This is a genomic window from Lentzea sp. NPDC003310, from assembly GCF_040610935.1.
Lineage (GTDB): Bacteria > Actinomycetota > Actinomycetes > Mycobacteriales > Pseudonocardiaceae > Lentzea.
In genome coordinates, this window is the sequence record NZ_JBEXNC010000013.1 from 86,532 (window position 1) to 97,605 (window position 11,074).

Sequence of the window (11,074 nt, forward strand, 5' to 3'; positions counted from 1 at the left end):
CGGAACAGCGCTCCGTATCGTTCCGGAACGTCGCTCCGCTTCAGGGGCCCGTCTTCGGAAGGAAACCCATGACCGTCTTCACGGTGAGTCCCGTCGTGCTCGACGTCCCCGGCCGGCCGGTGGACCTGCAGCTCAAGGTCTCCGCGCCGACCGAGGGCAGCGGGCTGCCGATCCTGTTGCTCTCGCACGGCCACGGCTACTCGAACCACCTGTCCTCGTTGAACGGCTACGCGCCGCTCGCGAACCACTGGGCCGAGCAGGGGTTCGTCGTCCTGCAGCCCACGCACCTGAGCAGCAGGTCGCTGGACCTGCCCGCGGACACGCCCGGCGCGCCGCTCTTCTGGCGGGAGCGCGCCGAGGACATGTCGGCGATCCTCGACCGGCTCGACGAGATCGAGAAGGCCGTGCCGCAGCTGCGGAACCGCCTGGACCGCACGAAGATCGCCGTCGTCGGCCACTCGATGGGCGGCCACACCGCGAGCCTGCTGCTCGGCATGAGGACCGAGGGCGTGAGTCTCCAGGACGACCGGATCAAGGCGGGCGTGCTGCTCGGCGCGACCGGCCGCGGCGACGCGGTCACCGACGTGGTGAAGGAGAACTACTCCTTCATGCAGACCACGGACTTCAGCACGATGACCACGCCCGCGCTCGTCGTCGCCGGTGACGCGGACGCCTCCGCCCACCTGACCACGATGGGGCCGGACTGGCACGCCGACCCGTACCACCTCGCGCCCGGCCCGAAGGACCTGCTCACGCTCTTCGGCGCGGAGCACGGGTTCGGCGGCGTGTCCGGGTACGACGTCGCCGAGACCACGGACGAGAGCCCGGAACGTGTCGCGGAGCTGCTGCGGCTGACCACGGCGTACCTGCGCGACCGGCTCGACGGCACCGGCGACTGGGACGGCATCGAACCGGTCGCCGGTCGGGTCGAGTCCAAGAGCTAGTGCGCGTTCGGCTCCGGGTTCGCGCCGGGGCGTGAGAGGAACTCGAAGTCGCAGCCCTCGTCGGCCTGCGTGATGTGCTCGTAGTACAGGGCGCCGTACCCGCGTTCGAACTTCGGCGGTGGCGCCGTCCACGCGGCTCTGCGCCGCGCCATCTCCTCGTCGGAGATCTCCACGCGCAACACCCGCGCCTCGACGTCCAGAGTCACGAGGTCGCCGTCCCGCACCAGTGCCAGCGGACCGCCCACGTGCGCCTCCGGTGCCACGTGCAGAACGCAAGCGCCGTAAGAGGTTCCGCTCATCCGCGCGTCCGACACGCGCACCATGTCCCGCACGCCCTGCCGCAGCAGCTTGTCCGGGATCGGCAGCATCCCGTACTCCGGCATGCCGGGCCCGCCCTTCGGGCCGCCGCCGGCGAGCACGATCACCGACTCCCTCGTCACGTCCAGCGACGGCGAGTTGATGCGTGCCTGAAGGTCTTGGTAGCCGTGGAAGACCACGGCGGGCCCGGTGTGCTTCAACAAGGAAGGATCCGCCGCCACGTACTTGATGACAGCGCCGTCCGGCGCGAGGTTTCCCCGCAGCACGGCCAGTCCGCCCTCCGCCGAGATCGGGTCGTCGAGCGGGCGGATCACCGCGTCGTCGTGGACCTCGGCACCTTCCAGGTCCTCGCCGAACGTCCGCCCCGTCACCGTGGTCCTGTCGAGGTGCAACGAGTCCCGCAGCCGCGACAGCAGTCCGCGCAGTCCACCCGCGTAGTAGAAGTCCTCCATCAGGAACGACCCGGCGGGCTGCACCGAGGCCAGCACGGGGACCTCGCGCGAGAGCCGGTCGAAGTCGGTGAGGGACAACGGGATCCGCGACCGCCCGGCCATCGCGATCAGGTGGATGTACGAGTTCGTCGACCCGCCCAGCGCCAGCACGGTCCGGACCGCGTCCTCGTACGCCGCAGCCGACAGCACGTCGGCGATCGTCAGTCCCTCGCGCACCATCTCGACGGCACGCGCACCCGCCGCGGCCGCCATCCGGTGGTGCGCCGAGTCGACCGCCGGGATCGACGACGCGCCGGGCAGCGTCAGGCCCAGGGCCTCGGCCGCCGCCGTCATCGTCGACGCCGTGCCCATCGTCATGCACGTGCCGGGGGAGCGGGCGAGGCCGGACTGGATCTCCGCCCAGTCCGCGCCGGAGATCGTCCCGGCGCGCCGTTCGTCCCAGTAGCGCCACATGTCCGTGCCGGACGCGAGCGGGTCGCCCCGCCAGTGGCCGCGCAGCATCGGCCCGGCCGGCACGAACACGGTGGGCAGCCCGGCGGAGGCCGCGCCCATCAGCAACGCGGGGGTGGTCTTGTCGCAGCCGCCCATCAGCACGCAGCCGTCGACCGGGTAGGACCGCAGGACCTCCTCGGTCTCCATCGACAGCATGTTCCGGTACAGCATCGGCGTCGGCTTCTGGAACGTCTCCGACAGAGTGGAAACCGGGAACTCCAGGGGGAAACCACCGGCCTGCCACACGCCGCGCTCGACCTGCTGGGCCCGTTCGCGCAAGTGCATGTGGCACGGGTTGATGCCGCTCCACGTGTTGAGGATCGCGATCACCGGCTTGCCGGTGTGCTCGACCGCGTTCACGCCGAGCTGCCGCATGCGCGCGTTGTGCGAGAACGCCCGCAAACCGTTGCCCTCGAACCACTCCGCGCTGCGCAGCCTCACAGCAGGCCCCACGAGTCGAGCAGCACGCCCACCGCCGAACGGCCGGCCTCGCCCAGCACCGACGCGGGCGGACGCACGTCGCGGCGGCACAACCCCAGCTGTGCCAACGCTTCCTTCACCACGGACACGTTGTTCGCCGATTCGTTCGCGGCCCGCAGCTCCTCGAACCCGCGGACGAACTCCCAGAGCTCCATCGCCGCACCGAACTCGCGGGCCCGCAGGCACCGCAACAACTGCACGGACAGCTGCGGCGCGACGTTCGCGAGCCCGGACGTGAACCCGGTGGCCCCGACCGCGAAGTACCCCGGCGCCGACAGCTCGGCGAGACCCGCGACCCACGTCAGCCGCTCCAGCCCGGCGTCACGGGCGACCGAGGCGAACCGCACCGGGTCGGGCACCGCGTACTTCACCCCGACGACGTTCGGGCACGCGTCCGCCAGTGCCGCGATGTGCGCGCCGCCGATCCGCGGGTTCCGCACGTACAGCACCACGCTCAGCTCGGGCACCGCGGCCGCGATCGCGCGGTGGTAGTCGACCCAGCCCTCCGGCGAGACGTACGGGTGCACCGGCTGGTGGACCATGATCCCCCTGGCGCCTGCCCGGTCCGCGAACCGGGCGGCCCGCACGGCCGAGTCGAGGTCGTGGCCTACCCCGGCGACGACCGCCGCCCGGTCCCCGACGGTGTCCGCGGTGATCCGCAGCGCGCGTTCGGTCTCGGCGGGCGACAGTGTGTAGAACTCGCTCGTGTTGCCGTTCGGCGTCACGACCGAGATCCCGCCCTCGACCACGCGGTCCACGACGGCGGCGTAGTTCTTCTCGTCGACCGCCCCGTCCGCGTCGAACGGCGTGACGGTGATCGCGACGACGGAAGCCAGCTGCTCGGTCAGGTCATCGAACGACATCGGTGAGCTCCTCCACCACTCGGTCGGCGAACGTGCGGATGTGGCGGCGCAGCAGCTCGGCGGCCTCGTCGGCGAAGCCCTCCTCGGCGGCGACCAGGATCGCCCGGTGCTCGGCGTCCTCGGCCTCCCAGGTCGGGCTGATGCCCCAGCCGGCGACGGCGATCAGCGCGGTCCTGTCGCGCAGCCCGTCCAGGATCTCGACCAGCAGGGGGTTGCCGCAGCCCGCGTACAGCGCGCGGTGGAACCGCCGGTTCGCGAGGCTGCGCCGGGCCAGGTCGTCGGTGTCGTCCAGCGCCGCCCTGGCCTCGGAGAGGTCCACCCGCAGCTCGACCGAGCGGCGCAGCGCCTCGGGTTCCAGCAGCAGTCGCACGTCGTGGACGGACCGGGCCAGCTCGGCGTCGACCGTGCGGACCGCGGCGCCCTTGTACGGGCTCATCACGACGAGGCCCGACCCGGCGAGGGTCTTGAGCGCCTCGCGCACGGGCGTCTTCGAGACGGCGAGCGTCGCGGCGAGATCGGTTTCGACGAGGGCCTGACCGGGCGTGAGTTTTCCAGAAAGAATCGCTTCTTTGATCGATTCCAGAACGAAGTCCGTTCGAGACGCAGGAGGCGCCGCTACCCGGTCATACATCATATATGAGAGCGTAGGAGCAGGTAGACGGCTGGTCAACCTTCTCGTGTGGTCTGCGCAACCTCCTTGTATCTGCGTTGAACCAACTTCCTCGCAGGCTCGTTCTGAGGGTGTTGGTCACCGCTTTGCGCGGGACTGGAGAAGGGGAAATTTGAGTGAATCGTTCCGCGTGACCGTGTCTCCCAACGAGTTGAACGAGAACGACATGCTGATGGAAGAACTGCCACCGGAGGCCGCGCTCGACGGGCCTCCGCCGGACATGGACCACCTGCTCCAGCGCACGCTGGGCACGGTCCGCGAAGAGAGACATCAGGCCGTGCGCCGCCGAGGCCGCATCACGGCCCTGTCGTCGACCCTCGCGGTCGCCGGCGTGCTCGCCGGGGGCGTCTGGCTGGGCCAGGGGATGGGGGTCGGCGACACCGCGGAGGCCGACGCGCTCCTGCGGGGGACCTCGTCGGCGGGCGCGCACCTGGCGGTGCGGGTCACCGACACCGAGGGCGGTCTGAGGCTGGTCGCGACGGTCGACGGCATGCAGGACGGGGAAGCCTGCTGGCTCGTCGTGCACACGAAGGACGGACGCACCTTCACCGCCGGGTCGTGGAGGGCGCACGAGGGCGAGGTGACCCTCGCCGGGTCCGCGATGGTGCGGGCCGGGGACGTGGCCGGGGTGAGCGTGGTGGACCACGACCGGCGGCCGCTGGTGACCGCCGGGTAGCGCGGGTGGCGGGGACGTGGGGTCCCCGCCTGCCAGCGCGTTTGCCTGGTCCGTTCGGGTGATGCCACCATTGGGTGACGACGTGACGATCAGTCGTCGTGTCCTGGGGGACAGCGCGTTTCTGTTCACCCGAACGGATTGGCAGGCTCTGGCCGTGACCCGCAGCAAGCCGGCGACCTTCGCGGTCGCGGTGGTCGCGCTCCTCGTCGTCACGGGTTCCGCGGTCCTGCTGCGGGGCACCTCCACCGGCGCGCCGTCGGCCGACCAGTACGTGAGCGTGCTCGACCAGGTGCTCACCGAACCCGAGGTGCCGGGCGTCGTCGTCCGCTGCGGCACGAACGAGGACCGCCACCTCAACGCGGACAACCCCGTTGTCTCGCCCGGCATCCCGTTCGGCGCCCACCACACGCACGAGTACGTGGGCAACCGGTCGGCCGACTCGAGGTCGACCGACGAGTCCCTCGCCGCCGCGACCACCACGTGCGAGAACGGCGACCTCTCCACCTACTACTGGCCGGTGCTGCGGCTGACCGACGCCGTCGGCCACGACGAGCACGCGGACGGCGGCGGCCTGCACGGCAACGCAGGCGAGGTGCTGCGGCCGACGAGCGTGGAGGTCCGCTACGACGGCAGCCCGGTGAGCGACGTGCTGCCGATGCCCCGGTTCCTGCGGCTGATCACCGGCGACCCGGCGGCGTTCACCAACGACCACGGCCCGAACACGCGGGCGCGGTGGGGCTGCTCGGACCAGCCCGGCCGGTTCACGACGAAGTACCCGCGGTGTGGAAGCGCGACCACGTTGCGCGGCTACGACTTCCCGAGCTGCTGGGACGGCAGCAACACCGACAGCGCCTCGCACCGCACGCACGTCGTGTTCCCGCTCGCGGGCGGCACGTGCCCGGCGAAGACCTTCCCCATCCCGCGGCTGCGCGTCACCGTGGGCTACGACGTCCCCGACGGCCGCCCGTTCGCGATCGACAGCTTCCAGGAGGAGCTGCGCGACCCGGCGACCGACCACGGCATGTACATCAACGTCATGCCGCAGGCGCGGATGGCGGAGCTGGTCGGACGGCTCAACCGGTCCCGCTAACATCCGTCGTTCCGATTTTTAGTTGAAACCCGTTGAACCGAAGCTCTCTGCCGCTCGTGTGTCGGCTGAGGTCTTGAACAGGACGCCCGCAAGAGGTGTTCGCGGGCGGGGAGGAGTGGGTGGATGGCGGCTTTGTTCTCCCGCAAACGGGAGACCGCGGCCGACGAGGCGCTGATCCGATCGCTCTACGAGGAGCACGGTCGGGCGTTGCTGGCGTACGCGACGCGGTTGACCGGTGATCGGGCGGCTGCCGAGGACGTGGTCCAGGAGACCCTGGTCCGAGCGTGGCGCCATCCCGACGCCCTCGTGAACGGCAAGGGATCGGTGCGCGGCTGGTTGCTCACGGTGGCACGCAACATCGTCACCGACAGGGTGCGGGCGAAGGCCGCGCGGCCTCAGGAGGTGGCGGAGTCCCCGGCGACGCCCCCGATCGAGCGCGACCACGCCGACCAGGTCGTCGACTCGGTGGTGGTGCTCGAAGCGCTCGACAGGCTGTCCTCCGACCACCGCGACGTGCTGATGGAGATCTACTTCCGCGGCCGGAGCGTGACGGAGGCGGCGGAGGCGCTCGGGGTGCCACCTGGCACAGTGAAGTCGAGATCGTATTACGCGTTGCGAGCCTTGAGGGAGACCTTCGGAGGTCAGAAGGTCGTACTGAAGGGGGTGGCCGGATGACCACGCAGCACGACCCGCAACTGCTCGGTGCCTACGTTCTGGGGGCGCTCGACGAGCAGGAGGTGCGTGAGATGGACCAGCACCTGGCGTCCTGCCCCGACTGCAAGCGTGAACTCGAAGAGCTCCGCGACATGGAGGCCTTCCTCGGCGAGGTGCCGCCGGAGGCCATGCTGGACGGGCCGCCCGAGGGCGGCGATCTGTTGTTGCAGCGCACCCTGCGCCAGGTGCGTGCCGAACGGGGCGGCGTCGCGAAACGCCGTCAGTTCGCACTCGGTGCCGCGGCCGCCGTGGTGGCCGCGCTGGTTCTCGGAGCCGGAGTCTTCGTCGGCAAGGCCACGTCACCCGATGTGACTGCCCTTCCCACTCCGACGGTGGCACCGGACCCGGCGGGCACCAGGCTCGCCACGTTCACGGACCCGGCCACCAAGGCGTCGATGACCGTGAAGGTCGTCCCCGCCGCCGGCTGGGTGCGCACGAACATGGCGATCAGCGGCATCCCCGAGGGCGAGAAGTGCCGGATCTTCGTGGTCGCGAAGGACGGCAGCCGCCAGGAGGCGGGCTCCTGGGTGGTGTCCAAGAAGGGCGCCGCCGAGGGCACGAACCTGGACGGTTCCGCGCTGGTCGCACCCGCCGACGTCAAGTCGGTCGTGGTGGAGAACTTCGCGGGCAAGAAGTTCGTCGAGGTGCCGGTCCAGGCGTGACCGAGGGTGATGGGGCCGTCCTCTTCGGACGGCCCCATTACCCTTTCGGCATGTCCGGCATCTTCAACCTCGACTGGCCCGACTTCCCCGACCGCGACTACGAGACGTGGAACCCGACGCGCGGCGCGATGCTGTGGGCTGTCGAGGTGTGCGCGGACCGCGTCCGGGACGAGTGGCTGGCCGGCTCCCTGCGGGAGATCGTGGACGGCGGGTACGGCTACTTCGGCCTGGGCTTCTTCACCCAGCAGCAGGCCGCCGAGATCGTGCGGGTCATCCGCACCGACCTCAAGGCGGCGACCGAGGCCGTGCAGCCGATCGCCGAACCGCGGAACGCGCTCATCCACGTCATGGTCGACGAGCTGATCGGCATGGCCGACCGCTGGGTCAAGGCCTGAGCACCACTTTCCCCGCCGTGGCACGGGACTCCAGCGCCTCGTGCGCGAGCGCCGCGTCCTTCAACGCGAACGGCGCGTGGACCGACGGCACGAACCGCCCGCTCGCGAGCCCCGCCATCGACTCGTCCTCCAACGCCCGGATCCCGCGCCGCATCAGCCCGGGCCCGAGCGCGACGGTCGCCGTGAGGCTGTTCGCGAACAACGCCTCCGCACTGATCGGCGTGGCACTCCCGGACGCCCATCCGTAGATGATCTGCCGCCCACCCGGCCCGAGCGTCGTCAACGCCTGAGCCCCCGCCTCACCACCGACACCGTCCAGCACGACGGTCATGTCCTTGAGCCCGTCCGCCCACCCGGGCCGCGTGTAGTCGATGGCGGCGTCCGCACCGTTGTCCATGACGAGGTCGAGCTTCGCCGTGCTCGCCAGCCCGATCACCCGCGCGCCGACGTTGCGCGCCTCCTGCACGAACAACGCCCCCATTCCGCCGGCCGCCGACGTCACGAGCACCACGTCGTCCTTCGTGAGCTTCGCGGCGTCGAGCACCCCGACCACCGTGCGGCCGGTGCCGATCATCGCGACGGCCGCCTCGAACGACACGTCGTCGGGCAGCGCGTGCAACGCACCGGTGTGCGCCACCGCCAGTTCGGCGTAGCCGCCGTTGGCCTGGCCGAGGTGAGCCACGACCCGCCGGCCCAGCCACTCGGCCTCGACCCCCTCGCCGAGCGCAGTGACGACGCCGGCGACCTCGCGGCCCGGTGTCATCGGGAACTCGACGGGGCCGAACCCGCCTTTGCGGATCGTGGTGTCGACGAGGTGGACGCCCGCCGCGGCGACTGTGATCCGCACTTGCCCACCCGCCGGCTCGGGATCGGGCACCTCCTCGAAGAGCAGGTTCTCCGCCGGACCGAACTCGTACTGCCTGATCGCGAACATGAATCGAAGCTAGGAGCTCCACTTATGTGGAGGTCAATCGTTCAACGAAGATCATCCGGCAGTGTTACGCGACAAGCGTCACCTCATGTGCCGTGGCAAACCGGCAAATCTGCAGGTACCGTTCCCGCCGCACGCTCTCGGAGCGTGCGGTGTTCTGGGGGAAGCGCGCTGATTTTGCGCGCTCTGGGGGTAAGAGGAGACGCTCGTGCGTTTTCGTGCTGCAGTAAGCAAAAAGATCATCATCGGCGTCTCGCTCGTCGCCGTCGGTTTCGCGGGCGTGCCGGTCGCGCAGGCGTTGTCGGGTGGTTCGGTCGTCCCCGACGGCTCCTACGAGTTCCTCGCTCGCCTCACGGCAGGGGACAAGGGGTGCTCGGGCGCGCTGATCGACCCGGAGTTCGTCGTCACCGCGGCCTCCTGCCTGCCGCAGGCCGGTGAGGTGAGAATCGTGGTGGGTAGGACGAACCTGGCGACAGGCGCCGGCCACGTCACGACCGCGGCGAAGATCGTCCGCCACACGGATCGCGACGTGGCGGTCGTCAAGCTCGCAGCGAAGACCACCGGCATCACGCCGCTGGCGCTCAGCGGTACCGCGCTGGCGCAGAACGAGTCCGTGAAGGCCGCCGGGTTCGGTCGCACCGAAACGGAATGGGTGCCGGCCCGGCCTCGTCTCGCGACGTTCACCGTCGGCGCGCTCAACGCCACCGAAGCGTCGCTCGCCGGGCAGAAGGACACGTGCAAGGGTGACGCCGGCGGTCCGGTGTTCCGCGAGGCCGGCGGCACGCCGCAGCTGGTCGCGCTGAACAGCAGGTCCTGGCAGAACGGCTGCCTGCTGGTCACCGAGACCCGCAAGGGCAGCACCGGCACCAGGGTCGACGACCTCGCTTCGTGGATCACCAAGCAGATCGTGCCCACGCCGGTCACGTGCGCGCCGGTGACGGTGTGGTCCGCCCGGCAGAACGGCGACCTGCACCGTTACGTGCACAACGACGCCAGGACGGGTGGCCTGTCCTGGTCCGGTGGGCAGGCGGTCGGCAACGGCTGGTTCGGGCGCATGCTCGCGGGCTCCGGCAACGTGGTGTGGGACTTCCACAAGAAGATCGACGGCAACGACCCGCACGCGGACGGCGTGCTCAAGCGCTGGGTGTGGAACCCGAGCGCGACCACTCCGGACACCGGCTTCTGGTCCGGTGGCCAGGTGGTCGGCAACGGCTGGGAGCGGTACCTCACCGCGGAGTACAAGAACCGCATCACGATCGACAGCGCCGGCCGGATCTTCATCATCGACGACCAGGGCAGGCTCCGGTACTACGTCTGGAACACCGCGACCGGCTCCTGGGTGAACGGCGCGGGCGACACGATCGAGTCCGGCTGGGAGCGCTTCGACCTGATCGCCGCCGCCGGCGACGGCGTCCTGTACGCCCGCAAGCCGAACGGTGAGCTGTTCCGCTTCGAGTACGACGTGCCGGCGAAGACGTGGATCCAGAAGGACAAGCCCGCAGGCACGGGCTGGAACATGTTCAGCGAGATCTTCTCGCCGGGCGGCGACCTCCTGTACGCCCGCGGCGCGCTGGGCAAGAACCCGTGGGGCGACGACACGGTGCCGGTGTTGCGCTGGTACGCGCACTACGACAACACCGACGGCTGGGCCCCCGGCGCGGCCGACAACACCGGCCGGTCCATCGGCTCGGGCTGGGACACCGAGCGTCACGTCTCCGCGCAGGCCGGTTCCTGCGCGCTGGTGAAGTGACATGCGCTCGAGCGGGATGAACGACACGGTGAAGAACGAGAAGACCTGGGGGTTCGACATGAAGGCTTGGTCGCGATCGGTGGCAGCGGGTCTGGCGGTCGGAGTGATCGCGGCAGGAGGTGTCTTCGTGGCGAACGCCACCGAGCCGACGGCTGCCGACGTGCAGCAGCCGCTCGTGGAGGACTTCGCCTACCCCGATGCCGCGAGGATCCTCGCCGAGGACAACGTCGAGCTGATCTCGGGCGACGGCCACATCGTCTACACCCCGTGCGTCCAGCAGCCGAAGAACGGCATCGGGGTGATGGAGGTCGGTTCGGTCGACGACACCGTGGGACCGACGGGCGACGGCAAGGTCTGTTTCAAGGTGCTGGGCAACACCGGCTGGCTGACGCTGCGGATCCCGAACGTGTTCGAGATCCGCGGTGACGGCTTCGGCACGGTGTCGGGCCACAAGGGCACCGCCGAGGTCACGCGCGACTCCGGTGAGCGCCGGAAGGTGGACCTCAACCCGAACGGTCACCAGCAGGTCGGCATCGGTTCCAACGGCCCCGAGGAAGCTCTCGTCAGGCTCGAGATCAAGCCGTGAGGCGGATGCCGGGCTGACACCCGTCCGCGGCGCGGTGGGTGTCAGCCCGGC

At 70.2% G+C, this 11,074-nt stretch carries 12 protein-coding genes; 8 read left to right on the plus strand and 4 right to left on the minus strand.

Annotation, left to right across the window (positions count from 1 at the left end; translation table 11 throughout):
* Positions 1–68 precede the first annotated feature (68 nt).
* Positions 69–944, plus strand: coding sequence for an alpha/beta fold hydrolase (locus ABZX02_RS26610; protein WP_355301769.1), 876 nt, complete (start codon positions 69–71; stop codon positions 942–944).
* On the opposite strand, the gene araD is transcribed toward ABZX02_RS26610, so the two are convergent.
* Genes araD through ABZX02_RS26625 form a run of 3 tightly spaced genes read right to left on the minus strand, consistent with a single transcriptional unit; the run spans position 941 to position 4,180 of the window.
* Complete coding sequence (araD, locus tag ABZX02_RS26615; RefSeq protein ID WP_355301771.1) at positions 941–2,647, minus strand: L-arabinonate dehydratase; 1,707 nt, start codon at positions 2,645–2,647, stop codon at positions 941–943. The two genes, ABZX02_RS26610 and araD, sit on opposite strands and share 4 nt — an antisense overlap.
* On the minus strand, positions 2,644–3,549 hold the full coding sequence (locus tag ABZX02_RS26620) for a dihydrodipicolinate synthase family protein (protein WP_355301773.1): 906 nt from the start codon (positions 3,547–3,549) through the stop codon (positions 2,644–2,646). Before ABZX02_RS26620 ends, araD begins: the two co-directional genes overlap by 4 nt.
* Positions 3,536–4,180: a GntR family transcriptional regulator gene (locus ABZX02_RS26625; RefSeq protein ID WP_355302150.1), complete on the minus strand. Its 645-nt coding sequence runs from the start codon at positions 4,178–4,180 to the stop codon at positions 3,536–3,538. Before ABZX02_RS26625 ends, ABZX02_RS26620 begins: the two co-directional genes overlap by 14 nt.
* Before the next feature lie 151 nt (positions 4,181–4,331).
* On the opposite strand from ABZX02_RS26625, the gene ABZX02_RS26630 reads away from it, so the two are divergent.
* The 5 genes from ABZX02_RS26630 (at position 4,332) to ABZX02_RS26650 (ending at position 7,756) form a co-directional block, all read left to right on the plus strand.
* On the plus strand, positions 4,332–4,895 hold the full coding sequence (locus tag ABZX02_RS26630; protein ID WP_355301775.1) for an anti-sigma factor: 564 nt from the start codon (positions 4,332–4,334) through the stop codon (positions 4,893–4,895).
* Between the two features lie 154 nt (positions 4,896–5,049).
* Complete coding sequence (locus tag ABZX02_RS26635) at positions 5,050–5,985, plus strand: DUF1996 domain-containing protein (protein ID WP_355301777.1); 936 nt, start codon at positions 5,050–5,052, stop codon at positions 5,983–5,985.
* Between the two features lie 123 nt (positions 5,986–6,108).
* Positions 6,109–6,660, plus strand: a complete 552-nt coding sequence (locus tag ABZX02_RS26640) for a sigma-70 family RNA polymerase sigma factor (RefSeq protein ID WP_355301779.1) — start codon at positions 6,109–6,111, stop codon at positions 6,658–6,660.
* Positions 6,657–7,361: a zf-HC2 domain-containing protein gene (locus ABZX02_RS26645; protein WP_355301781.1), complete on the plus strand. Its 705-nt coding sequence runs from the start codon at positions 6,657–6,659 to the stop codon at positions 7,359–7,361. Before ABZX02_RS26640 ends, ABZX02_RS26645 begins: the two co-directional genes overlap by 4 nt.
* A gap of 50 nt (positions 7,362–7,411) precedes the next feature.
* Positions 7,412–7,756, plus strand: a complete 345-nt coding sequence (locus ABZX02_RS26650; protein ID WP_355301783.1) for a hypothetical protein — start codon at positions 7,412–7,414, stop codon at positions 7,754–7,756.
* On the opposite strand, the gene ABZX02_RS26655 is transcribed toward ABZX02_RS26650, so the two are convergent.
* Complete coding sequence (locus tag ABZX02_RS26655; protein WP_355301785.1) at positions 7,746–8,690, minus strand: zinc-binding dehydrogenase; 945 nt, start codon at positions 8,688–8,690, stop codon at positions 7,746–7,748. The genes ABZX02_RS26650 and ABZX02_RS26655 overlap by 11 nt on opposite strands.
* A gap of 205 nt (positions 8,691–8,895) precedes the next feature.
* Between ABZX02_RS26655 and ABZX02_RS26660 the strand changes: the two genes are divergently transcribed.
* Both ABZX02_RS26660 and ABZX02_RS26665 read left to right on the plus strand, forming a co-directional pair.
* Entirely contained in the window at positions 8,896–10,437 is a 1,542-nt protein-coding gene (locus ABZX02_RS26660; RefSeq protein ID WP_355301787.1) for a tachylectin-related carbohydrate-binding protein, read from the plus strand.
* Between the two features lies 1 nt (position 10,438).
* On the plus strand, positions 10,439–11,023 hold the full coding sequence (locus tag ABZX02_RS26665; RefSeq protein WP_355301789.1) for a hypothetical protein: 585 nt from the start codon (positions 10,439–10,441) through the stop codon (positions 11,021–11,023).
* Positions 11,024–11,074 lie beyond the last annotated feature (51 nt).

Coding starts and splice junctions, on each gene's coding strand:
- ABZX02_RS26655 (WP_355301785.1), bottom strand. CDS start 8,690: ATGTTCGCGATCAGGCAGTACGAGTTCGGTCCGGCGGAGAACCTGCTC.
- ABZX02_RS26650 (WP_355301783.1), top strand. CDS start 7,412: ATGTCCGGCATCTTCAACCTCGACTGGCCCGACTTCCCCGACCGCGAC.
- ABZX02_RS26625 (WP_355302150.1), bottom strand. CDS start 4,180: ATGTATGACCGGGTAGCGGCGCCTCCTGCGTCTCGAACGGACTTCGTT.
- ABZX02_RS26665 (WP_355301789.1), top strand. CDS start 10,439: ATGCGCTCGAGCGGGATGAACGACACGGTGAAGAACGAGAAGACCTGG.
- ABZX02_RS26640 (WP_355301779.1), top strand. CDS start 6,109: ATGGCGGCTTTGTTCTCCCGCAAACGGGAGACCGCGGCCGACGAGGCG.
- ABZX02_RS26620 (WP_355301773.1), bottom strand. CDS start 3,549: ATGTCGTTCGATGACCTGACCGAGCAGCTGGCTTCCGTCGTCGCGATC.
- ABZX02_RS26610 (WP_355301769.1), top strand. CDS start 69: ATGACCGTCTTCACGGTGAGTCCCGTCGTGCTCGACGTCCCCGGCCGG.
- ABZX02_RS26645 (WP_355301781.1), top strand. CDS start 6,657: ATGACCACGCAGCACGACCCGCAACTGCTCGGTGCCTACGTTCTGGGG.